This is a genomic window from Rhizobium sp. SRI_017, from assembly GCF_057586295.1.
In genome coordinates this window covers 55653-79224 of the sequence record NZ_JBYCZP010000007.1, presented here as the reverse complement: position 1 = coordinate 79224, position 23572 = coordinate 55653, and the positions used below count along the sequence as shown (strand labels likewise).

At 60.9% G+C, this 23572-nt stretch carries 22 protein-coding genes; 6 read left to right on the top strand and 16 right to left on the bottom strand.

The window, feature by feature from the left end; all coding sequences use genetic code 11:
- Window positions 1-28: 28 nt before the first annotated feature.
- The 5 genes from AC2YI2_RS16880 to AC2YI2_RS16860 all read right to left on the bottom strand — a co-directional run bounded on the left by AC2YI2_RS16880 (window position 29) and on the right by AC2YI2_RS16860 (window position 6457).
- Window positions 29-634 (bottom strand): biliverdin-producing heme oxygenase, encoded by a 606-nt coding sequence (locus tag AC2YI2_RS16880; RefSeq protein WP_487387656.1) that lies wholly within the window; start codon window positions 632-634, stop codon window positions 29-31.
- A 34-nt stretch (window positions 635-668) separates the two neighbouring features.
- Window positions 669-1034, bottom strand: coding sequence for a response regulator (locus tag AC2YI2_RS16875; protein WP_487387655.1), 366 nt, complete (start codon window positions 1032-1034; stop codon window positions 669-671).
- A gap of 49 nt (window positions 1035-1083) precedes the next feature.
- The gene (locus AC2YI2_RS16870; protein WP_487387654.1) at window positions 1084-3672 is read right to left on the bottom strand and encodes an HWE histidine kinase domain-containing protein; all 2589 of its coding nucleotides are present in this window, start codon (window positions 3670-3672) and stop codon (window positions 1084-1086) included.
- Window positions 3673-3899: 227 nt separating this feature from the next.
- Window positions 3900-5039: a sugar ABC transporter substrate-binding protein gene (locus AC2YI2_RS16865; RefSeq protein ID WP_487387653.1), complete on the bottom strand. Its 1140-nt coding sequence runs from the start codon at window positions 5037-5039 to the stop codon at window positions 3900-3902.
- A 59-nt stretch (window positions 5040-5098) separates the two neighbouring features.
- Window positions 5099-6457 (bottom strand): sensor histidine kinase, encoded by a 1359-nt coding sequence (locus AC2YI2_RS16860; protein WP_487387652.1) that lies wholly within the window; start codon window positions 6455-6457, stop codon window positions 5099-5101.
- 562 nt (window positions 6458-7019) lie between these two features.
- Here AC2YI2_RS16860 and AC2YI2_RS16855 point away from each other — a divergent pair.
- Entirely contained in the window at window positions 7020-7880 is an 861-nt protein-coding gene (locus AC2YI2_RS16855) for a transglutaminase-like domain-containing protein (RefSeq protein ID WP_487387853.1), read from the top strand.
- Window positions 7881-8207: 327 nt separating this feature from the next.
- On the opposite strand, the gene AC2YI2_RS16850 is transcribed toward AC2YI2_RS16855, so the two are convergent.
- Window positions 8208-8498 carry a hypothetical protein gene (locus tag AC2YI2_RS16850; RefSeq protein ID WP_487387651.1) on the bottom strand — a complete coding sequence of 97 codons (291 nt, stop codon included), beginning with the start codon at window positions 8496-8498 and terminating at the stop codon, window positions 8208-8210.
- Between the two features lie 83 nt (window positions 8499-8581).
- Window positions 8582-8854 (bottom strand): usg protein, encoded by a 273-nt coding sequence (locus AC2YI2_RS16845; RefSeq protein WP_487387650.1) that lies wholly within the window; start codon window positions 8852-8854, stop codon window positions 8582-8584.
- Window positions 8855-9133: 279 nt separating this feature from the next.
- On the opposite strand from AC2YI2_RS16845, the gene groES reads away from it, so the two are divergent.
- The 4 genes from groES to AC2YI2_RS16825 all read left to right on the top strand — a co-directional run bounded on the left by groES (window position 9134) and on the right by AC2YI2_RS16825 (window position 12046).
- Window positions 9134-9448, top strand: a complete 315-nt coding sequence (groES, locus tag AC2YI2_RS16840) for a co-chaperone GroES (RefSeq protein WP_487387649.1) — start codon at window positions 9134-9136, stop codon at window positions 9446-9448.
- 45 nt (window positions 9449-9493) lie between these two features.
- Window positions 9494-11122 (top strand): chaperonin GroEL, encoded by a 1629-nt coding sequence (gene groL / locus AC2YI2_RS16835; RefSeq protein ID WP_487387648.1) that lies wholly within the window; start codon window positions 9494-9496, stop codon window positions 11120-11122.
- Between the two features lie 118 nt (window positions 11123-11240).
- Window positions 11241-11711, top strand: a complete 471-nt coding sequence (locus AC2YI2_RS16830) for an Hsp20 family protein (protein WP_487387647.1) — start codon at window positions 11241-11243, stop codon at window positions 11709-11711.
- Between the two features lie 95 nt (window positions 11712-11806).
- Window positions 11807-12046, top strand: a complete 240-nt coding sequence (locus AC2YI2_RS16825; protein WP_487387646.1) for a hypothetical protein — start codon at window positions 11807-11809, stop codon at window positions 12044-12046.
- Window positions 12047-12072: 26 nt separating this feature from the next.
- Here the strand turns inward: AC2YI2_RS16825 and kduD are convergent, their stop codons facing one another.
- The 8 genes from kduD to bglB all read right to left on the bottom strand — a co-directional run bounded on the left by kduD (window position 12073) and on the right by bglB (window position 21826).
- Window positions 12073-12870 carry a 2-dehydro-3-deoxy-D-gluconate 5-dehydrogenase KduD gene (gene kduD / locus AC2YI2_RS16820; protein WP_487387645.1) on the bottom strand — a complete coding sequence of 266 codons (798 nt, stop codon included), beginning with the start codon at window positions 12868-12870 and terminating at the stop codon, window positions 12073-12075.
- Entirely contained in the window at window positions 12815-13897 is a 1083-nt protein-coding gene (locus tag AC2YI2_RS16815) for an ABC transporter ATP-binding protein (protein ID WP_487387644.1), read from the bottom strand. The genes kduD and AC2YI2_RS16815 overlap by 56 nt, the downstream gene beginning before the upstream one ends.
- 11 nt (window positions 13898-13908) lie before the next feature.
- Window positions 13909-14961 carry a carbohydrate ABC transporter permease gene (locus tag AC2YI2_RS16810; RefSeq protein WP_487387643.1) on the bottom strand — a complete coding sequence of 351 codons (1053 nt, stop codon included), beginning with the start codon at window positions 14959-14961 and terminating at the stop codon, window positions 13909-13911.
- Window positions 14958-15989 (bottom strand): carbohydrate ABC transporter permease, encoded by a 1032-nt coding sequence (locus tag AC2YI2_RS16805; protein WP_487387642.1) that lies wholly within the window; start codon window positions 15987-15989, stop codon window positions 14958-14960. The genes AC2YI2_RS16810 and AC2YI2_RS16805 overlap by 4 nt, the downstream gene beginning before the upstream one ends.
- Window positions 15990-16064: 75 nt before the next feature.
- Complete coding sequence (locus AC2YI2_RS16800) at window positions 16065-17336, bottom strand: ABC transporter substrate-binding protein (RefSeq protein WP_487387641.1); 1272 nt, start codon at window positions 17334-17336, stop codon at window positions 16065-16067.
- 79 nt (window positions 17337-17415) lie between these two features.
- Window positions 17416-19896 (bottom strand): hypothetical protein, encoded by a 2481-nt coding sequence (locus AC2YI2_RS16795; protein WP_487387640.1) that lies wholly within the window; start codon window positions 19894-19896, stop codon window positions 17416-17418.
- Entirely contained in the window at window positions 19893-20729 is an 837-nt protein-coding gene (kduI, locus tag AC2YI2_RS16790) for a 5-dehydro-4-deoxy-D-glucuronate isomerase (protein ID WP_487387639.1), read from the bottom strand. The genes AC2YI2_RS16795 and kduI overlap by 4 nt, the downstream gene beginning before the upstream one ends.
- A complete protein-coding gene (bglB, locus tag AC2YI2_RS16785; protein ID WP_487387638.1) occupies window positions 20726-21826 on the bottom strand; it encodes a beta-galactosidase BglB in 1101 nt (366 codons plus the stop codon). Before bglB ends, kduI begins: the two co-directional genes overlap by 4 nt.
- A 105-nt stretch (window positions 21827-21931) precedes the next feature.
- Here bglB and AC2YI2_RS16780 point away from each other — a divergent pair, with 105 nt between their 5' ends.
- A complete protein-coding gene (locus AC2YI2_RS16780) occupies window positions 21932-23014 on the top strand; it encodes a LacI family DNA-binding transcriptional regulator (RefSeq protein WP_487387852.1) in 1083 nt (360 codons plus the stop codon).
- 35 nt (window positions 23015-23049) lie between these two features.
- Here the strand turns inward: AC2YI2_RS16780 and smoA are convergent, their stop codons facing one another.
- Window positions 23050-23565 carry an NADH-dependent FMN reductase SmoA gene (gene smoA, locus AC2YI2_RS16775; RefSeq protein ID WP_487387851.1) on the bottom strand — a complete coding sequence of 172 codons (516 nt, stop codon included), beginning with the start codon at window positions 23563-23565 and terminating at the stop codon, window positions 23050-23052.
- Between the last annotated feature and the right edge of the window lie 7 nt (window positions 23566-23572).

The window sequence follows — 23572 nt, the reverse complement described above, 5'->3', positions numbered from 1 at the left end:
AAATGTTCTTTTGACAAGTCTCCAGAATTCATAAGATTAGGACACCCTTCGAACGCTGTTGAGTGCAGGTCTCCAGCGACATGGGAGGAGAAGGCTCAACTTCCCTGGTGAAAGCGTCGATGGCAGCTAGAAATGTTATGCGCGCCGCTTCAACCGCCTTGCCCGTGTCAGCCGGGTCGAGATCGCTCAGCAAACCGACAAGCGTAGTCCACGCTTCTCGCCTGGAGGTTTGGGCTGCAAGATGTCGAGCACCGAAGTCCGGGGAGTATCCTATGGCGGCGGCACGACGGGCGAGCAGGCGCGCACCGAGCGACGACCCTTCCAGCACATAGAGAACGCCGAGCAGACCAGCTCTGTCTTCTGGCATGTCGAAGATCACAGGAGAGTATGAGGTCCGGTGCCCGAGATCCATGAGATCGAGTTTGAGTTGAGGCAGGATCGTGCCTGGCCGCCAGCGACCGAAACCATCAGAGAAGTCGACCCTGCCGAGCCCACATTCGACCCCCTCACGGAAGGCGGCAATGCCTCGGAGATAGCGCATATAGGAATCAGCGTCGAAAAACTCTCCAATGATGGAGTCGAGTTTTTCATGCTCCCCTTTGGTCAAGTTCCTTAATGCAATCCTGCCGTCCAAGTCTCATAGATCTCCGTATTGGCTGCCGCGACTCCTAGCTGCTCAACAAATCGCGCATTGATGACACCAGATGGTTGGGCGAATAAGGCTTTGAGAAAAACATGCTCCCGTCCGGAAGATCCGTGATCTCGACGACGCGATGGCCCGACACGACAATTATCTTTACCGGAGGCCACCGATTTCGCACCGCTTCGGCGAGCTTCAGTCCGTCCATCGAGCCTGGCATATCTATGTCTGTAATGATCAGCTTGATAGCCAGGTTTTGCTCGAGCACCGAGATTGCTTCATCAGCGTCTTCCGCCTCGAATACGTGAAAGCCTTGATCGGAAAGCTGATCCGCGATGTCCATCCGCAGTAGCGGCTCATCCTCGACGACCAGGATCTGTATGGCTGTTATCATTCAGGGTACTCAAATGTGACCTTCTAGCTCCACAATGCCGGACGCGCGTTTAAGGTCCCGAGAAATTCAATATTCGCTCGTGCTTTGCGCCCGGCTGCCACAGCGCTTGCGAAAGCTGCCTCGAAAGGCTGTCGTGGGACACAGGTTTTCTGACCACGGGAATGTCCGAGAACATTCCTGGGATGGCGACGCTGTCGCGATAGCCGGTTGCAAAGACATATGGAATGCCGCGCTCCTGCAGGGCAAATGCAATCGGCTCCGAGGTTTCCGCGCCGAGGTTGAGATCAAGCACCGCGCAGTCCGGTTTCGTCTGCGAAAGCCGACTCAATGCCATATCGACGGTGGGAGCGGTTACAACTTCGGCCGCGCCGAGGCTGCGGAGCAGTTCCTCGGTGTCCATCGCAATCAACGCCTGGTCTTCCACCAGAAGCACCATCAGCCCGGCCAACGGTTGTTCGATCAACTCGGCTTCCTTTTCATCGATGGTCCGCTCCGCGAGTGCGCGAAGGTGTTCGGCCGGTACGAGAAAGTCCGCTCTCAGGCCTTCGGCTGCAAAGTCCATCTCCACCTTGCCGCCGAGATCGTGGTGAAGCGTTCGTTCGATAAGGGTCGTACCAAATCCGTAGCGCGTCGGCGTCACCACTGGAGGGCCGCCGCTCTCTCGCCAGTTGATCACGCAATCGCCATTGTCGGCCAGCATCCAATTCACGTCGAGGCGTCCACTCGGTGACGACAGGCTGCCGTATTTCGCGGCGTTGGTCATCATTTCGTGGAGCAAGAGGGCAAAGACGCCGAAGGCCCGCTCCGACAGCCCAACGGCCGGGCCGGAGATGGTGAAGCGATCGGGAACATTGTTGAACCGGTGCATACCGGCTTCGGCTTCGAGCAGCGAACGCAGCTCGCCGCCATCCTTTCCTGCGAAGGACTGATCGTGAGCATACGAGAGCGCCCGCAAGCGGCCCTCGAAGGAACTCGCATACTCGTCCACGCTCGACGCGTTGGCGCCGGTCTGGACCGCGATTGATTTGACCAGCGCGAGAATATTCTTGACGCGATGGTTGAGTTCGGCATTCAGCAGTGCGCGCTCATTGTCGGTCCGGACCCGCATTTCCTCGGTGGCGTTGTTATGGCTGATCAGCACGTCGCGGACATAATTGCGAATGGCCTCTGCGATAACGAGATCGGCATCCGTCCATGGCAAGGACTGATTACGGACATCGTCGCGCCAGGTCTCGAAACTGCCGCGCGGTGAAAGCCTTGCGCCGGCTGGGGTGATGGCCTCGTTCTTCACTGGTTCGCCGGCCCAGCTCATCTCGTAGGCCTCCTCGCTGCGGAAGAAGCACAGATAGTCATCGGCAACGGGAGAGACAGGAATGGCCAGCATGCCCGCCACACGTTGACCATATGCATCGGAATTCGCAGCCAGCGCCTTCAGATTCTGGGTGCCCCAAATCTTGCGGCCCGCATGTTTGGCGACGACTGACATTAGATGCTCCACATCCTCGTCGTCGGGTACGACACCGCTCGCCGTCCATTCACCATCGACCCACACGGCGGCGCCGTCGCAGGCGATGAGGCTAGAAAACGCACCGAGCTTCCGCTTGAGTGTGGTCTCGACAGGCTCGGCGCGGTCAATGGTCGAAATGATCGCATCGAGTTTTTTCCGCGTCGCGATCGAAGCCACTTTGGCCCTGCGGTTCTCGACCGCGGAGATATGCAACGATAGATACTGACCGAAAAGTTCCGCTGACATCCTAAGCGGAATGGAGAGCGTCCTGGGGGTATCGTGATGACATGCCACCAGGCCCCATAGTTCGCCATCGACCACGATAGAGATCGACATGGAGGCCGAGACGCCCATGTTTGTCAGATATTCGCAATGGATCGGCGACACACTGCGCAGATGCGCGTGGGACATGTCGACAGGGCGCTCGCCAGTTTTCAGCGCCGGCATGAGAGGGACGGGAACGAAGCTCGTATCCCCGATGACCCGCACCCAGTTCTCCACATAGAGCCGTCGTGCCTGGACAGGAATGTCGCCGGCAGGAAAATGATGTCCCAGAAATGATGTGAGGGATGCGTTCTTGGCTTCCGCGATCACGCGGCCCGCGCCGTTGTGGAGGAACCGATAGATCATCACCCTGTCATAGCCCAGCGTGGCACGAACCAGCCGGGCCACCGACTTGCTGAGCGGCTCAATATCCGCCTCCCTATCGATTCTCCGTACGAGGGACTGGGTCAGATGCAGGGCGACTTCGGTATCATCGAGCGCCGCGGCGTCCTCCAACTCGAGAAACAGCCAACCTTCGTACTCATGAACGAGGATGTCGCATGGTGGTCTGTTCCGACCGAGCTCGGCCCTTAAGATCACGCTTGTCTTCTGCCCTGTGGCAGCGACCGCCAGGGCATTGCGTACATTATGAGTCAGTTTGGAACCCAGGATGGTTTCCAGTGACTTGCCCAACATGTCGCTTGCGCGCAGATCGAGACGCTCCTCTATATTCGAGGATACATACGAAATCTCATATGTCTGGGAGTTGACGACAAGCATGGCGCCATGCGGCTGAATACTTCCAGGAATATGGATCGGCTCTCGGTCGCAATTCGTAAGGTCTATGCTCGCCTTGTCGTAACTCAATAATCTAGGCTCCTGGGTCCTGCTTTCAACTATTCCGCTATGCTTGAGACGACTTGCGGCCGCGCCGAACAAATCAAGCCCCATCTGCCGGGCAGAATTTCCCGCCTCCTAACGAATGAGACTTGAGAAGGTTTCCGCGCGGAACAACAAAACGAGGCAGCGACTGGAGGAGTGGATTGTGAACGAGCCGACAATTGTGCACGGCCCCCCAATGGGCCGGGCTTGCCCTATCGGTCTGACGCCCAGGGAAAGTTGAGGAACCGGTCGCGGGTGTCAAAGCAGATGTTTCCGTAGGCCATGAGGTATTCACGACGTTTGTCCGGGTCGGCAAATACGGCCGCAGGGTCCGCAATGTCGGCCTCATATTGCGCCAGATTGTCTGCCGTCAGCACCTTCGGCAGGATATTCATCGCCTGCGGAACGCTCTTTCCTTCGATCCAATCCGCCGCATAGTGGCCAAGCGCATAACCGAACACGGATGATGCAAGGCTGACGCTCACCTTGTAGGGGCTCTGGCTGTCCTTCAATTCCTTTACGGCATCGGGCTCACCGTCGATGCCACCGAGGAACTGACGGGGGGTCGCAAGGCCCGCCTCCCGCATCGCCTTCAATGCACCGATCACCACTGTGTCAGCCCCCAGGACGACATCGATCTTCGGATGCGCCAGGAGGATGAGTTTCATCGTCTGGTAGCCACCCTCGACATTGACCGGGCTCGGCGAAATATCGGCAACAACGGTCACGCCGGGCAGTTTTGCCAGCACGTCCCGCATTGCGGTGAAGCGCGGTGAGAGGAATTGCAGGCTGTCATGAGTGAGGAGCACGACATTTGCCTTGCCGTCCAGTTCATTGGTGATGTAGCTGGAGGCAGCGAGTGCCAGCCTTTCACCCGTCAGGTATTGTGGGGCATTGAGAATGGTCACGGCAGGTGGCGGAACCACGGTTCCGACATAGGCTCCCGACTCGATCGCACTTTGTAGTGAGGGCGCCAGACCGATGGCATCGACTGGAGCGGCGACCAGAGCCCCCACTCGATTTTGGACGGCTGCATCGACACCCGCCACCATCTTGGACGGATCGTCGCTGGCAAGATCGACGGAGAACTCCAGACGTCTGGTTTTCGCAGCCTGTTCAAGGCCGAACTTGACCCCCTGCATGAACTGGCGATCGTTATCTTGGAAAAAAACGAGCTGCCGGTTCAAGCCGACCGGAGAGTGACACACCGGTGCGTTGGGATCGAAAGCCGGAAGAAGGACGGGCTCGGTGATACCAGAAGGCAACTTTGTTTGTGCAGCAGAATGACTCGCATCGATCTGAGGCACGAGCGACAGTGAAGCAATTATGGCCGTTCGGATTATGATGTGCACCGCAGTCCTCCACGATGAACCTATGCAACAATTGCTCTTTCAGGCCTAGCGGTTTCTACTTACGGTGCCGTGAGCGGAAATGAAAAGCGGGCTGAGGTGCCAGGGGATCCTGCAACATACTCAATTGTCGCATTCATGCTGGCCGCCATCGCCCTGACCACCTTGGTGCCCACGCCCGTGCCCTGCACCTTTGCTTCCTCGCTGCGGCCAACGCCATCGTCCTCCACGCGAAGAACGGCGAAACCGCCGCCATTGCTGGTTAGGATCACCCGGATTTCACCGGGTTGGTCGGGATAGGCATATTTGAAGGCATTCATCACCCACTCGGTGACGACGACACCAAGATTGATGCTTGCATCGGTCTTGAGCCTGAGCGGCTCGAACTCATATTTCAGCGAGATGCCTGCTGCGGAATCGACGGTCGTCTTGAACTGTTCGAGCAGGCCGGCAAGATATTCGTCGAGCGCCACCTCCTGGACATTGCCGTCGTCATAGAGGCGCTTGTGAACCATGGCGATCGCCTGAACGCGGGCACGGGCCTCTTCCAGCGCCGATTTGGCCGCGTTGCTTTGCAGCGACCTCAACTGGATGCCGATCAGGGAGACGACCAGGGTAAGGCTGTTGGCAACCCGATGATTGACCTCTGTCAGCAAGGTCTGGGCGCGATCGCGCGCATCTCGCATCAACTCGTTCGCCCGCCCGAGTTCCGCCGTCCGCGTCGCCACGCGTTGCTCTAGCCGGTCATTGGCCGAAGCCAGGTCGCTCCGTGTCTTGTTGAGTTCCTGCGTATAGCGAACGATGGTGAAGATCGCGAGTAGTGCGGTCGCAAGAATGACTATGCCGCCGATCACCGATATCAGCCGCAGAAGCAGCGCGTTTTCGGTCTGCTCCTTGACCAATTCAGCGAGACGATGGTCCGCAGCCAGCACGATCCCCGTTGTGAACAGGTTCACCTCGTCCATCAGCAGCTTGCCTCGATTGGTCCGGACGAAGGCAAGGGTGGCAGCTTCGTCGCGCCGCTGCTTGAGCCGGATCGACTGCTCCATCTCGGCGATTTTGTCCGAAACGGTGGACACGAGCCGTTCGATGGCGGGCTTCAATTCCGGATATGCGGCGAGGTTCGGACGCAGGTCGTTAACGGCGTTCTGGGCTCGTGTCTTCGCCAGATCGTAGGGAGCCAGATATATCTCGTTGCCGGTGTAAAGATAGCCTCGCTGGCTGGACTCCGCGGTTTGAAGCGCCGCTTTCAAATCGACGGCGATCGCCTTAGCGTCACGCGCTTCCAGCACTTCGCGCGAATAGAGGCGAGCACGTTCGCCCAGCCAAATGTTGGTCGCAACGATTGCCAACAGCGCTAGGAAGCCAATGGCGAGCAGGGCAAGAGTTGAACTGACGAATTGGCGGCTGCTGATGGGCATGCAGACCTAATGACAGATATAGCTCCAGCTGACGAGTCGGATCGCCTGCTGATCAACGTCGTGAACTGTACCAAAGTGCATTACCCGCGGCACGATGGAAGTTGGACGGGTCATTCCTGCTACTTCGCCAACGAGAGAAACTCGCTTCAGGCCTTCGAAAACTTGTTGTCTGCACAGCAGTCGACACAAAAATCCGAAGAGTTAGGAGGCTCGTCGATTTTTGGAACCAAAGTGGCTGCATCGGCGTCTCAGCGTCGGAAACCTGCGCACAGGGACGACGATGCCAACTATTACCAGCACTGAAGAACAAGTTCTCAGCTCTCTCAACACTTTCGAAGCGAGACGCCACCAGACCGATGCCGCCTTCCGGTCCATCACCGAGCTTGAGGTGGAGGCTCGGCGGAAGAAGACCGAGCGCCTCCGGGCTGAGCGGATACAGTTGTCCCAGTACGCGCGATAATCGCCGGCGGCAATCGCCGCCGGATTGAATTTCCCGCCTGAACCCGTTGCCGTCATGATGTCGGCAGCGGGTTTCGCACGTTATCGAGAGACGTCCATGACCATTCGCTACAAACTCGGCTGCGACCTGTCCTATGAGGTCAAGAGCCCGACTACCTTCATCTTCAACTTCGAGGTCGCCCATCTAATGCGGCACATCAACCTCATCGAGCAACTGACGATCACACCCGACAGCCCGCGGCGGGCCTATATCGTGCCCGACATCCGCAACAGGTATGTCAGCATCAACGCCCAGCCCGGTCCGTTGAACGTGAACTATAAGGCGGAAGTAACGCTTGATGTCTTCCGCGCGGATCCCCGGACGATCGAGGAGATGCCACTCGCCAAGATCCCGCTCGACATCATGCCCTTCCTGCTGCCGTCGCGCTTCGTTCCTTCCGACCGTCTCGCGGCTTTCGCCGAGCGCGAGTTCGGCCACTTGCCCAGGGGCCATCAGCGCGTCACAGCGATCTGCAACTGGATCTACGACAATCTCGAATATCGTCGCGGCTCCTCCAACGAACAGACGACCGCAACTGAGAGCCTGCTGCTACGAGCAGGCGTTTGCCGCGACTTCTCCCATCTGGGCATTGCCTTCTGCAGGGCACTCGACATCCCGGCCCGGTTTGTCAGTTGCTATGCCTATGGTCTCGAACCGCGGGATTTCCACGCCGTCTTCGAATGCTTCCTGTCGGGCCGCTGGTGGCTGTTCGATGCGACGAGACAGGCCAATCTCGACGGGCTCGTTCGCATCGGCGTCGGCCGCGACGCCGCGGAAATTGCCTTCGCCTCGCCGTTTGGCGAAATGGAAGCAGGTCCGGTCAAGATCACCATTGAACATGCAGATGGATCGCCGGAACTGCCGGGCAGGACCATCGATGCAATCTCGACCGAAGAATCCGCTCCGAACGCAGGTGCCAACTGATCTTGGCCACTCTGCTTGGTGCAGTATCAGTTGGTCGCTGAAAGAGGAGGTTCGTTTCCGTAAAGGTCGAACCATGGACGAAGGCTGGGCGGACTATCCCATTCTTACGTTCGGCGAGGTTCCAGACATTCAAGTTGAGCTGCTCGATCATCCCGGAACACCGTTCCTTGGCGTCGGTGAAGCATCACAGAACCGACCCCCGCAGCTCTATCCAACTCAATCCACGATGCTTACGACCGCCGCTTGCAGGCCTTGCCTTTTATCCAACCCGGGACCCAGTGAAACGCGGGCTCATTCGCCACTTGCCGCGTCCGAGTGGAGGCTTTTCTATTTGGAAGAGTGGGAAGCAGCCGTTAGGCGCGCAATCACCGACTTCGCATGCCGAGCTTCGATGCCGATCGCACGCAGGATCGCGCCAATGACTGCGTTGCGATCGAGAGAGGATAGCGAAAGAGGCCACGACGCCCGTCCGCGTACTGGCGGATCACCATCGCCTTTGAAATTGCCTTGCCCTTCGAACGCGGCTTCGCGGGCACTTCTCCATATCTTGGTGACATCGAGGATGTCCTTCCGCTCCTCAACGCTCAGATTGCCAATCTTGTCGACACTCTCTTCCATCCACTCAGGTTCGACATGGAGACGCCGTGTTCGAAAGCCCCGACTGGCAGAGAACCATGAAAACGTGATGGCGAGTACAGGGGTCAGTGCAAGTTGAACTCGCCTGACACCTTGCGCCACTCGTTCGGGCCGATAAGGCGACGGTGGGTGTACCTCACGGAATAAAGAGGTCCGTCAAGCTTCTCTTCCCAGAATTCCAGGAATTTGCGCATCTCAGGGAAATCCGGCGCAAGATCGTAGTCCTGCCAGACATAGGTCTGGAGGACGGATTCGAAATCGGGGATACGGTAGAGAATGTGCGCCGTGGTGATGCCATAGCCTGCGAGCTGTAGCTCGAAATCGGACTTGTCCTGCATGCGTCGGTCTCCGTTTCACTCGTTGTAAAGTTGCCGGGATCGGCGCTTTCCGTCAACAAAAAAACATTAAGCGACGGCTCGTATTATCGTTCTTTATCAGGATGTTAGCAGCAAAGTTTGGCGAGTGCTAATTTTTTCCCGCAGGCCTCTTGAAAACGAAAAATGGCAAAACCAGATTTTTGCTGCCGGACGCTGAAGCAGGTCCGGCACCCCGTTCCGGACTGGTCGTCCGGTTCGGACGAGGGGAGTTTCAACATCTTGTTTGTCCAGGAGGAAAACATGAAGTTCCGACCGCTACACGACCGCGTCGTCGTCCGCCGGATCGAGTCCGACGAGAAGACCAAGGGCGGCATCATCATTCCCGACACCGCCAAGGAAAAGCCGCAGGAAGGCGAAGTCGTCGCCGTCGGCCCCGGCACCCGCGATGAACAGGGCCAGGTCGTGGCGCTTGACGTCAAGACGGGGGATCGCGTCCTGTTCGGCAAATGGTCCGGCACCGAAATCAAGGTCGACGGCGAAGACCTGCTGATCATGAAGGAGAGCGACATTCTCGGCGTGATCGAGCTGCAGGCGGAAGCCCGCAAGGCCGCTTGATTATCCACAACCAGTCATAACCTGCTGCCTATGAAGGAGTGAACCATGGCTGCAAAAGAAGTCAAATTTCACACGGACGCCCGCGAGAAGATGCTACGCGGCGTCGATATTCTCGCCAATGCGGTGAAGGTGACGCTAGGGCCGAAGGGCCGCAACGTCGTCATCGACAAATCGTTCGGCGCGCCGCGCATCACCAAGGACGGTGTCTCTGTCGCCAAGGAAATCGAACTCGAAGACAAGTTCGAGAATATGGGTGCGCAGATGCTGCGCGAGGTCGCCTCGAAGACCAACGATCTTGCTGGAGACGGCACCACGACGGCGACCGTTCTCGCCCAGGCGATCGTCAAGGAAGGAGCCAAGGCGGTCGCGTCCGGGATGAACCCGATGGACCTCAAGCGCGGTATCGACATCGCTGTCGATGCCGTCGTCAAGGAGCTCAAGGCCAACGCGCGGAAAATTTCCAAGAACGAGGAGATCGCGCAGGTAGGGACCATCTCGGCCAATGGCGACGCGGAGATCGGCCGCTTCCTCGCCGAAGCCATGGAGAAAGTCGGCAACGAGGGCGTCATCACAGTCGAGGAAGCCAAGACTGCCGACACCGAGCTCGAAGTCGTCGAGGGTATGCAGTTCGACCGTGGTTATCTCAGCCCGTACTTCGTGACCAACCAGGACAAGATGCGGGTCGAACTCGAAGACCCCTATATCCTGATCCACGAGAAGAAGCTCGCCAACCTCCAGGCGATGCTGCCCGTTCTCGAGGCGGTTGTTCAGTCCGGCAAGCCACTCCTGATCATTGCCGAGGACGTCGAAGGCGAGGCGCTTGCCACGCTCGTGGTCAACAAGCTCCGCGGCGGCCTCAAGGTCGCGGCCGTCAAGGCTCCGGGCTTCGGCGACCGCCGCAAGGCCATGCTCGAAGATATTGCCATCCTGACCGGTGGCACCGTCATCTCCGAGGACCTCGGCATCAAGCTCGAGAACGTGACGCTGCAAATGCTGGGTCGGGCCAAGAAGGTCGCGATCGACAAGGACAACACCACTGTGATTGACGGAGCTGGCTCGAAGGCCGAGATCGAAGGACGCACGACGCAAATCCGCGCCCAGATCGAGGAGACGACCTCCGACTACGACCGTGAGAAGCTGCAGGAACGTCTTGCCAAGCTGGCGGGCGGCGTCGCGGTCATCCGCGTCGGCGGCTCCACCGAGGTCGAGGTCAAGGAGAAGAAGGATCGCGTCGACGATGCGCTGCATGCGACCCGTGCGGCAGTGGAGGAAGGCGTCCTGCCCGGCGGCGGCGTCGCGCTCCTTCGGGCTGTGAACGCGCTGGACAAGGTCGACACCGCCAACCCCGATCAGCGCGTTGGAGTCGACATCGTTCGTCGGGCGATCGAAGCGCCTGTCCGTCAAATCGCCGAAAACGCGGGTGCCGAGGGCTCCGTCATCGTCGGCAAGCTGCGCGAGAAGACCGCGTTCTCCTGGGGCTGGAACGCCCAGACCAACGAATTCGGCGATCTCTATGCACAGGGCGTGATCGACCCGGCGAAGGTCGTGCGCACCGCGCTTCAGGACGCCGCTTCCGTAGCAGGCCTGCTGGTGACGACCGAAGCGATGATCGCCGAGAAGCCAAAGAAGGACAAGACTCCGGCAATGCCCGCCGGCGCGGATATGGACTTCTAACATTCGAATCGGAGGCACGCTCTGCACGGGCGTGCCTCTGAAGAACCGTCGGCCGCCTTTTGAGGGACCGACATCATCGGGACGACGTCCCTTCCATGTTGCTTACGAGGATATGGCTATGAGAACTGAATTCGACTTCGCACCGCTCTACCGCTCGAGCATCGGCTTCGACCGGGTCTTCAATCTGCTTAGCAACCCCCAGCGCCTTCAGGCCGTGGACTCCTGGCCACCCTACGACATCGTCAAGAAGGGCGAGAACGATTACGCCATCTGCCTTGCCGTCGCTGGCTTCTCGATGGGTGATCTCGACGTGACGCAGGAGCGCAATGTGCTCGTCGTCAGAGGCGGCGCTACGCAGAAGCAGGAAGGCGAGTACCTTCACCGTGGCATCAGCGCTCTGTCGTTTGAGCGTCGGTTCGAACTAGCGGATCACGTCCATGTCGAAGGAGCGTCGCTTGCCAACGGCCTGCTGACGATCACGCTCAAGCGCGAAATCCCTGAACAGGCCAAGCCGCGCCGCATCGAGATCGGTAATGGCTGGGGCGAGACCGCGCCCCTGCAGATCGAAGCGGACAAACAGGCCGCCTGATCCTGACGACTATTCAGACCAACGTGCCGGGCATTCGCCCGGCACTCACTGATCCATCGAGTGACGATCCATGGATCAGTGAGATGAGAAAGGACATGGAAGAAACCAACGTCAACACCAAGGCCGCAGAGGGGATCATCGTATCGCACCTTCCGCACCCAACAGCCCATTTCGAGAAACCGAAAGACGTGCTCCGCGCGGCGCAACTTCCCGGACAGGAGAAGCGGGCGATCCTCGCCTCATTGGACCAAAAAAATGTGCCACGCCCAGACCAGGTAAGTGACACGGCAATTTCCGGAGCGGAATTTCTCACTCGATCGTCGAGAGGTCGTTAACCAGTGAAACTTGCGACACGCCGCAACTATCGCACGAGCCACCCGCCATCAACAGGCAGCACTGTTCCAGTCACATATCCGGAGCCGGGAGCGGCGAAGAAGAGCACTGTGGTTGCAAGATCTTCCGGCATGCCCCAGCGGCCCATCGGAATGCGAACGGAGATCTGTTTGTTGCGCTCGGTATCGTTGCGCAATGCCTCCGTATTGTCGGTTTCCATATAACCGGGCGCGATGGCGTTGACGGTGATGCCGTGCTGGGCGAGTTCATTCGCCATGGCCTTGGTAATGCCGGCAATACCATGTTTCGAGGCGGTGTAGGCCGGCACGCGAATGCCGCCCTGGAATGTCAGCATGGAAGCGACATTGATGATGCGGCCCTTTCGGCTCGTCGACACCATGTGGCGGGCCACCGCCTGCGACAGCAGGAACGCGGCCTTCAGGTTGACATCCATCACGCTGTCCCAGTCCTCCTCGGAGTGATCGAGAAGGTCGGCACGGCGGATGATGCCGGCATTGTTCACTAGAATGTCGACACCGCCGAGTTCCGCGACGATGCACTCAGTGACGACCGTCGCGTCGAACCGCTGGGAGAGGTCGATCTGAAGTTCGCAGAAGCGCCGACCGGTCTCCTGCACATCCTTCGCAGTTTCCGGCATGGGCGACGAGCCGATGGCGGCGATATCGGCGCCGGCACGGGCGAGCGCCAGTGCCATGCCGTGGCCGAGGCCGGTCCGGGCGCCGGTGACCAGCGCGACCTTGCCGGACAGATCAAACAGCGTGTTCAAGGCGCAATCCCTTATCGTCGAAGACGTGAAGCGGCGCATCCGCCAACGAGAGGCGGATCTCGGCACCGGGGCTGAAACTATGCTGTCCGGCCGCGACGACGAGCATTTTCTGCCCGGCGACATCGGTATGAATGACGGTTTCGGCCCCGAGCGCCTCCACGAGCCCGACCGTTGCCGGCAGGCTGGCGGGACCATCGCCGATCTTGATGTGCTGGGGCCTTGCGCCGATCGAAATTCGCATGCCCGGCGCGATGCCAGGCCCCATCGGAAGCTCCAGCTTGTGACCACCGGCGAGCGCTGCGACGGCGCCACCGCCACCGGTGCTTTCGATCGATGCTTCGAGAAAGTTCATATGCGGCGAGCCGATGAAGCCGGCGACGAAGCGGTTGGCGGGCTTGTTGTAGAGATCGAGCGGCGTGCCGACCTGCTCGATGCGGCCAGCGCGGAGCACGACGATGCGGTCGGCCAGTGTCATGGCCTCGACCTGGTCATGCGTGACATAGACCATGGTTGCGCCGAGCCGTGCGTGCAGCGCCGCAAGCTCGGCACGGGTCGAACCGCGCAATTCGGCATCGAGATTGGACAGCGGCTCGTCGAGCAGGAAGGCCACGGGCCGGCGGACGATCGCCCGGCCGATTGCCACACGCTGCCGTTGCCCGCCGGATAACTGACCGGGCCGCCGTTCGAGATAAGACTCGATTTCGAGCATGCGCGCAGCTTCGCCGATACGCTCTGCGATCTCTGCCCTCGGCATCTTCGTGTTCTCAAGCCCGAAGGCCAGGTTCTGGCGCACGCTCATATGCGGATAGAGCGCGTAGGACTGGAATACCATGGCGAGGCCTCGATCAGCCGCCGGCACGGTGTTCACGACCTTACCATCGATCGACAGTTCGCCGCCCGTTGGCCGATCCAGCCCGGCGATCATCCTGAGCAGGGTCGACTTGCCGCAACCGGACGGGCCGACGAAAACGACGAGCTCGCCGTCCCCAATCTCGAGATTGATGTCGTGGAGCACCTGGACGGCCCCATACGCCTTCTTCACATTGGCAAGCTTGATATGGCCCATGGCTCGAACCCCTATTTCAATCCCGCCCCGGCAATGCCGGTCGTGATGAAGCGTTGCAGGAAGATGAAGACCAGAACGACGGGGATCATCGTCACCACCGTCATGGCCAGAATGAAGTGCCACTGCACGTTCAGCTCGCCGGAATACATGCTCAGCCCGACTTGAAGCGTGTAAAGCTCCTTCCGCGACAGCACGATCAGCGGCCAGAGGAAGTCGTTCCAGCGCCAGACGACCGAGAAGATGGCGAGCACGGCAAGCGCCGGCGCCGTTAGCGGCAGCACGATGCGCCAGTAGATCTGCCATTCCGAGGCCTTGTCCATGCGGGCGGCATCGATCAATTCGTCGGGGATGGTCAGCATGTACTGGCGCAGGATGAAGACACCCGTCGGCGTGGCGACCGTGGGCAGGATCACGCCCCAGAGACTGTTGAAGAGCCCGAGCGTCGAGATGATCGAATAGAGCGGCACCATGATCACCGAGAGCGGCACCATAAGAGTCGCCAGGATGAGCAGCATTGCCAGCGAGCGGCCTCGGAACTCGTATTTGCTGAGTGCGAAGGCCGCCATCGAATTGACGATCAGCGTGATCAGCGTTGCGATGACTGTGACGAAGACCGAGTTCCAGAGATAGCGGACGAAGTCGAAATGGACGAACGGCTCGGTGTAGTTGTTGGTCGCGAAGGCCATGGTGCGGAGCGGCGTGCGGTCTTTGATATTGACCTTCACGATATCGCCAGGCGCCTTCGGATCGACCATCTGGGCGACCACGCCGATACGCCGCACCTCGGCGAGCACCGCGGTCGTGCCGTCGGGGAGCTTGGCCTCATAGAGGTCAAGCGGCTTGTCGTATCCTTCCACGGTCGTCTTCTGCGTCACATAGGGAAGGATGGTCGGCGGGAATTCCGCAAGCGCCGCCGGCGACTTGAAGGAAGAGCCGACCAGCCACACCGCCGGTCCGAACATGATGAACAGACCGCCGATCAGCCAGATCCAGGTGACGATATCGGTCCAGTGCCAGCCTTTGCCGCCCTTCCGGCGGAAGATGAATTGCGCGACGCGGCTCATGTCCGGCCTCCATTCTTGTCACCGGAGCGACCTATGCCAAGCTGGATAAGGGTCAGGATGATCAGCACCACGCCCATCAGGATCGAAGCCGCCGCCGCCAGGCCGGGATTGCGGAGCGCCGTGGCGAAACCCGTCTCATAGATATACTGCGTCAGGAAGAGCGTGCTGGTGCCTGGCCCGCCACCGGTCAGAACGTAGACTTCATCGAAGATCTGCACCGCCCGGATGAGCACGAGCACGAAGACGACGAGCAGGTTCGGCATGAGGAGCGGCATGGTGATGCGCCAGAAGGCGCGCGCCGGCCGCGTCCCATCCATCTCGGCCGCTTCGTAAAGATCCTTCGGAATAGCCTGTAGGCCCGCGAGCAGGATCAGGGTGTAGAAGCCCATATGCGCCCAGATCGACACGCCGACCGTGGCGGCGAAGGCCCAGTTGCGGTCGTTCAGCCAGACATAGGGGTCGAAGCCGAGCCCGTAGAGGCTAAAGTTCAGCAGGCCTTGGCGTTGCAGAATCCACTTCCAGATCAGGCCGACGACCACGGGCGACAGAAGAACCGGGAAGAAAAAGACGGCTCGCCAGAAGCTGCGCGCCGCGAGATCGCGGTTGAGAATCAGCGCCGTGACCAGCGAGACCAGCAGCATCAATATGACCTGGATCACCACGAACCAGCCCGTATTGCCGACTGCCGTCCAGAACGTGTCCTCGGCGCAGCTGTTGGGGTCGAGATAGTTCGCGCAGTCGAAGAGCCGCGCATATTGATTGGCGCCGACGAAGGTGCGGTCGCCGAGGAAGAGTGCGGGGCCGCCCGTCATCGAATAGGCGAAGTTGATGACGAAGGGCAGAAGGACGAAGACACCGAAGATCAGCATATTCGGGAGCAGGAAGAAGCCTGCCATTCCGCCAATGCCTGCGGTCTTCTGCAGCCAGCGCAGGGGCAAATCGAGCAGTCCCATCACGAATGAGACGGGGGCCATGGCGATCTCGCCCAATCCGCGGCGTGGCGGCAATGCTGCTTGTTCGGACTTCATTGCGAGCCCCTCCCCGAGCCGTTTGGTTTGCCGCCGCACAGATCATGCGGCGGCATGCGTTGGTCAGCCCAAACGTCAGGGCGCGGTGTCCTTGACCTTGGCGGCGATATCGGAGTCGATGCGCTGGAAGGCTTCGTCGAGCGAAAGCTCACCGGCCATGGCCTGGCTGACACGTGTCACGAGCGCGCCGTAGACCGTATCCGACCAGAACCAGCCCGGCAGCTTCTTGGCGATGTCGGAATTCTTGCCGGAAGCTTCGACGAAGACGTTGAGCGCCGCCTTGGCCTGCGCGTCGTCGGTCTTGAAGTCGATACCGCCCGCCGCGACGACACCCTTGTGAGCTGGCAGGAACAGGGTACGTTCGGTGAATTCCTTCACGATGTCCTGCCGGGCGAGGTACTCCATCACCTTGGCGACATCCTTGGGGTTCTTCGTGTACTTGATGGCGACGAGACCCGCACCGCCGGCAAGCGCCGTGCAGTTCGCCGAACCGCAGGGTGTGCCGACTGCGACCCAATCGAAATTGGTGCCGATCTTGGTGGAGAAGTTGGCGATCTGCCAGGAACCGGAATAGTAGAGCGCCACCTGGCCATTGATGAAATCGTCGGCCGCCGGGCGGTAGGTCGAACCCGCCGCCGAGACCCAGACGTCCTTGCTGAGCGTGCCGTCCTTCGACCAGTCGACGAGCTTGGTGATGAAGGTCTTGGTGCCTTCATCGATCGGGGCGGGTTTGCCATCGGAGCCGATGTAATTCCCGCCGTAAGAGAGGATCAGCGGCGTAATGCGGTGGCCGGAGCGGTCGATCGCCATCGGGAACGGGATCTGCTGGCTCGCCGCCACCTTCTTGACTGCCTCCGCCCACTGATCCCAGTTCGATCCCAGGGCCGGGACTGCCACCCCGGCCTGATCGAACAATGTCTTGTTGGCATAGCCCCCGGTCAGGGTCAGCTGGGTCATGAAACCGGGGATCATGTTGGACCCGTCAGGCCGCATCCAGTCGAGCTGGTCGCCGAAATTGGCTTCCCAATAGGCTGGGTCGGAAAGAAGTGGCCGAAGGTCGAGCCAATGATTGGCAAGCGACTTCAGGTTGGTCACACGGGCAATGTCGGGTCCGTTGCCGGCTTCGAGCTGCACCTGCAGCTGTTCCTTGACGACATTATAGGCCACATTGTCGATGCTGACCTTGATGTCGGGATTGTCCTTCATGAAGCGATCGATAAGGTCCTTGAGGACCTCGCCTTCGACGCCGTCGGAGTACCACATGATGCGAACATCGCCGGCAAGGGCTGCCGTTGACGTCATCAGTCCCACGGCGAGCGCCGCAAGTACGGTCTTCATCCTCTTCATTTCCGTTCTCCTCCTTGTTTGAGGCGATTGTGCCGCCCCCAATGTGACAATCGCGCCGGCTCCTCCCGACACGGCGCCATTACGTCGCTGCCAGCAGGGTAGCCTCCCCGCTCACCGTGAATTCCTTGGGCGATACGGTTCGCCCTTCCGCTTCGACCACGCCATCGGCGCGGAAGCGCACGTGTCCGTAGTCCGGATCCTGGACGATGAAATCGCCCTCACCCGCTTCCTCGATCGACAAGTCGACAAAGCGGCCGATCGCCTCATCGAGGTTTCCGACCTCCGACACCCGAACGATCCAGCGTGTCGCGCGGCCATATTGGCGCAGCTCGGCATGGGCGGACGGTCCGTCGGTCACCACTTCCAGCGGGTGGCTGCCGCGAATGAGCATGGCGCCATTTCCGCTACGCGCCGCCGCGAGGCTGCCCTCGACGCGGCTTTCCTCGAACTCCTGGGTTGGAAACCAGGCATGGGTGAAATCAGGCTGTTCCTCGAATGCGGAGAAATCGAGCACGGCGAGCCCGCGATATTGCTGGACGCGGGCGATCGTGCCGCAGCCGCCCCAGTAGGACGGGCGTCCATAGCCGAACTGGATCGTCTCGCCGGGATGGTTGATCCACACGGACGCTTCCGGGCGCTCGCCGATGCGTGCATGCAGGATGGTCTCCTGATAGCCCCATTCGTGCCAGCGGTAATGCGCGGCCGAACCCATGGCGAAATGCGCGCCCTTGTAATGATAGAGCGCAGCGAACCGGCTCTCGCCCTGGGCGAAGGTCCATTCCTGATGCTTCTCTCCGCGATGGTCGGCGATCGAGGCCAGGCTTTCGGGTATGGCGAGACCATGGTCACGCAGGCAGACGGCGAGCTGCGGCAGGGCATGGACCCTGCGGCCGTACCAGCCCTTACCCCAGAGCAGTCGCGCAATGCCTGACAGTTCGAGCGACCGGCCGGCGCAGAGCGTATGCTCGTAGGATCGTCCCTGAGCGGCGGTAATCATGCCGTGATGGGCCGAGCGCGCCACCACTTCGCAGAGCCTGACGATGCCCGCCTTGGCGCGTTCGGCTATGTCTGCATCCGGCGCGAGCGCGGCAAGGGCCGTCAGGCCCTTGAGGTCGATCGGGAAATAGGGAGCGGAATTGAATTCCGCCATTTCCCAACTCTCGAAATGGTCGAGCCAGGCGCGCACACGGGCAGCGCCGATGGCATTCTGATCCGCACCCTTTCGGCCCGATCGAACGAAGGTCTGATCCTGGAGCAGGTGGCCGGCGAGATAGGCCGAGGCGTGGAACAGCAGCGCGTGATTCTCGGAGAAATACCACTGAACGTCATTGCCGGGCTCATCCATCCAGTAGCGGTAATTGAGGATCGCGGCGTCGATGCGTGCCCGCGTCTTCTCGCCGATATCGTTGCCCCAGACCGTCCGCGACCAGATCAGCGGCACGAGCGAGAAGTCGGCGCAATCGTGGCAATCCTCGATCGAGGGCAGGATCTCCTCGATCATGGCATCGGTATCAGCGCCGGCGCGGCCGCTTGCGAGGCGGGCAAAGGCGCGCACGGTATCACGCTCGGAATGTTCCGAGACCTCGTCGAGCGTTTCCGAAATCCGCTTCGACAGCGAGGGGCTTGCTGTGCCCTGACGGACGGCGTGGCAAATCTCGACACCCAGCGAGCGGGCGACGACGAAGCCGCCGGAACTCAGCGCGATACGGAAATGCCGGAAATCGGCGGGCGCCTTCTCGGCCGGCCCGATCACCAGCTGGTCCTGGCCCGCAGCCAGCCTGAAGTCGAGATCGAACCGTTCACGCGACATGAAATCGCCTTCGACGGCGACATTGACTGACGTCTCGACCGGCACGGTGCTCGGCAGGACCAGCGTGATATCGCCATCGAAATAGTGCTGGCGATCGAAATACATGCGATCGAGCGCGGCTTCGAAGGCGTCCGCGACCGATGCCTCGACGGGAACCGGGACGGCGACCTGCGCGCTCGGGCCATCGAGATAGTCGAGCTGGAAGAAATAACGCGCGTCGCGTTCGGCGAGATCGTCGAAGAAGACAGTGATCTCGTTGAGGCCCGCGACCAGCGGCAGCTCGAACTCCTGCTTGGCCTCGAGGTTCCGGCTATAGGGCGCCGTCCAGCCGATCTCGCTGCCGTTGAGCCAGAGCACTGAACCGCCGCAGGTGCCGAGTTTCAGGCGCGCGGTCCCTGCAGTTTCAGCTTCGACATAAGTCCGCGACCAGGTCGCGAGCCGTGTCGGCCGGAACCAGAAGCCTGAGAGATCAAGTCGCGGCGAACCGAAGGGCAGCCACCAGCGTGCAGCGCTGAAGGAGCCTCGGACATCGGGCCGCTTGCCGCGATAGCGTTCGGCGAAGATGGTGCGGCAGGGATATTCGTGCGGGATGAAATTCTTGTGCTTGGTTAGAAAGAAGAAGGGATCCATCTCCCCCTTCATCGGCGCGTCAGGCGCGTCGAAGCGCTCCTCGGCAATCGTGCCGAGCTGCCAGTAGCGGATCGCGTCGCCCGCCTTCAACCCGCGTGTGAGGTAAGATTGACCGCTCATCGGAGATCCGCCACTGCTACGGGGGAAACGTCGTTGTATTCCTGGTTCTCGCCGGTCATGCCCCAGACGAAGGCGTAGGGGCCGGTGCCGGCGCCCATATGGATCGACCAGGCGGGTGACAGCACGCCATTGCCGTCGGCGACGATCAGGTGCCGTGTTTCGTCCGGCTGGCCCATCAGATGGACAACGCGATCCTCGGGCGCCATGTCGAAATAGCAATAGGCTTCCATCCGCCGCTCATGGATGTGCGGCGGCATGGTGTTCCAGATGCTGCCCTCGGCAAGATCGGTAATGCCCATCAGGAGCAGGCAGGACGGCGCGACTTCGGGATGGATGTACATCCTCAGCCGTCGCTTGTTGGAGCGCCTGGCATCGCCGAGGTCGACTGCCTTCGACTCCGCCTGTTTGATCAGGCGGTGGGGGATGCCGGTACCTGCCGGCACGGAATTCATGTAGAAACGCGCCGGCCGGTCGGCCGACAGGCTGGACAGGGTGATCTCGCGGGCGCCACGGCCGATATAGAGCACGTCACGGTTGGCCATGTCGAAGGTCGCACCATCGACGGTGACGGAGCCGGTGCCGCCGAGATTGGCGATGCCCATTTCGCGCGCCGACAAGAGATGCGCCGTGCCGATCTCTTCGCCGCTGCCGAAAGTTAGCGTCTTGCCAGTTGGCATCGCGCCGCCCAGGATCAGCCGATCGACATGGGTATAGGTGAAACGCAGTTCGCCACCGACGAACAGGTCCTCAACGAGGAAGGCGTCGCGCAGCTTCTGCGTATCGTAGGCCCTAATGTCATCAGGCGCGGCACCATAGAGGATCTTCATCGTCATGCCGCATTTCCTTCTGCTTCGACATGCTGCAGCGCCTCGGAAAGGCACAGGATCGCCAGCGCCTGCCCATAGCCGGTCGGCTGGATCGGAATGTCCCGGTAGAACTGCAGGTCATGGCCCATGCGCGTGCCATAGGACACGTTGAGCACGGTGCCGGCGTCGTCGATATTGTCCATCACTGCGCTCAGCGCCCGAAGGCCGGCATCGCGCCATGAGGGTGGGCCCAGACCCAGACGATAGCCTTTGAGCAGGCCGTAGCCGATGCCGGCGGTCGCCGAGATTTCCTCGTAGGAGGTCGGATCGTCGAGCAGCGTGCGCCAAGCACCTGATGGAGCCTGCAGCGGCAGAAGCGCGTCGACCTGCGCCTTCAGCACGCCGAGCAGAAAGTCCCGCACGGGCTTTGATATCTCTGCCAGGTCCAGCACGTCGAGGATGCCCGCCGTGATCCAGGCATTGCCGCGGGCCCAGCGGGCGCGGGCGAAATTGTGCCGGCCGTCGAAGGTCCATCCGTGGAACCAGAGGCCGGTCTCGGTATCGGCGAGATAGCGAGCGTGAACCAGGAATTGCAGCGACGCCTCGTCGACCAGTTCGCGCCGGCCGCTGGCCTGGCCGTAGGAGGCGAGGAACAGGGCGACCATGAAAAGCGTGTCGTCCCAGAGCTCGTTATCATTGACCTTGTCGGAGACATGATGCTCGAAGCCGCCTTCCGAGGTCCGGCCCATTTCCGTGATGACCCGGGTCGCCCAGGCGTCGAGCACCGGCTGCCAGCGCGGATCGCGCGTCTTCGCCCAGAGGATGGAAAGGCCAAGCATCGGCGCGGTCGTGTTGACATTGAGCTCCGGCAGACCCGCCCCGATGCGGGCGGCGTACCAGTTCTCGACAAGCACGCGAAGGTCCTCGCGGCCGGTGAATTGCCAGAGACGGATGATTCCGTAGAGCCCGACGCCCTGTGGCCATTCCCAACTGTCGAAGCTGATGTAATCGCCGGCGGTCCCGTCGAGGTTCGGCTCATGGAACCGGCCGTCATGTCGGAGACCCGTAAAGCCTTCGACCAACCGGCCCAGACCTGCGCGGATGTTACCGCCAGACTCCGCCATGACACTCCTCCATTCCCGCCGTTCCCGGCTCTCTCCTGCCGACCAAACATGCGATAGAAGATTTTCTTGCGCAATCTGAAAATTTTTTTCATGATGACGAATGGAATGGAGGGTCGGTCGGTGATTGCAAAGCCAGAGGCGGGCAAACGCGGCAAGAAATCGCGACGGGTGAGGCTGGAGGATATTGCGGAGGCTTGCGGCGTTTCGCTGAGCACCGTCTCGCGCGCCCTTGCCGGCGAGAAGGGCGTGCGCCCCGAGATCCGGCAGCAGGTTCTGGACGCCGCCAAGGATGCCAATTACACGATCCCGCGCGCGGTGGCTGGGCAGAAGGTCATCCTCGCCGCGTCCAGCGCGGCGATGATCGACTATGTCCGCAATCAGTTCACGCTCTATGTGCTCGAAGGGCTGCGGGATCGCGCCAAGGTGCTCGGCCTTGAGATCGTCACTAGACCGATCGCCGACAGAAACGAGGAAATCGTCGTGCTCGACGAGGCGCGCACCGATCCAGCGGTTGCGGGTCTGTTGTTCCTCACCGTCGATGATGAAGACATGCTTGCGGCAACCCGCGGTTTCGACAAATCGGTCGTGCTTCTCAACAGCGACGATCCCTTCATGCGGCTCTCTAGTGTCACGCCCTGCAACCGTTCGAGCGCCCGGCTCGCGGCCGATCACCTGCTCGGCCTCGGCCACGAGCGCATCCTTTTCCTGATGCGGCCCGGTCGCCGCACGATCGAGCGGCGTTATGAAGGCTGGCGTGACGCCCTGTTGCATGGCGGGCTGCAGGCTGATCCCGATCTTCTGGTTCCGGTCGACGACTGGCTGCCGGAACTCGCGACCCAGGCCATCATCACACGCATCAAGGAGCGAGGCCTCGATTTCACCGCGATCCTTGCAGCGGGCGACAGCCTTGCCGTCGGCGCGATGCGCGGCGTCCAGCAGATGGGATATGCCGTTCCCGACGACGTCTCCGTGATGGGCATGGACGACCTGCCGCAAGCGGCCTTCCTCAATCCCCCACTGACGACGATGCATATTCCGATGCGCGAGATAGGCTCGTCCGGCCTCGATCTGCTCTACGACAACCTCTCGGGCCTGCCTTTCCTGCCGCGGCGGGTGGAACTCGCCTGCCATCTGGTCGAGCGCGCCTCGACCGGGCCGGCCCGCACGAGGATGGCGCCCGGCAAATGACGGATCGGCGATCGCGGCCACCGCACTGAACATCGTCAGCCCGCCACGGCAAAGCGGCCGAATGTGCCCCTCGAGAAGCAGAGAGGCTCCCCTTCCCCTTGGGCCGCCCGCAACACGCGGCCAATGACGATCGTGTGGTCGCCGGCTTCGTGCAATGTGTAGCGTTGGCATTCGAACCGCGCGAGCGTGCCAGGTATGATCGGCACGCCGTCGTCGTTCTCCTCCCAGTCGAGCCCGTCGAAACCGCTGCCGCCGCGCGTGAAGCGGGCGCTCAGCAGGTGCTGGTCCGCACGGAGTACATGGATCGCATAGTGATCGGCCGCGGTGAACAGGCCGTGGCGAGCCGAATTTCGGGCCGCCGACCACAGGACCAACGGCGGATCGAGCGAGACCGAGGCGAAGCTGTTGACCGTCATGCCCGTCGGCCCGTCTGACGTCATGGCGCTGACCACGGTGACCCCTGTGGTGAAGGCGCCGAGCGCATGGCGGAAGACGCGCTGGTTTGCGGGATCGGGCGTGAAGACGTGTTCTTCCGGCGCGATATTGGACATGGCCAGG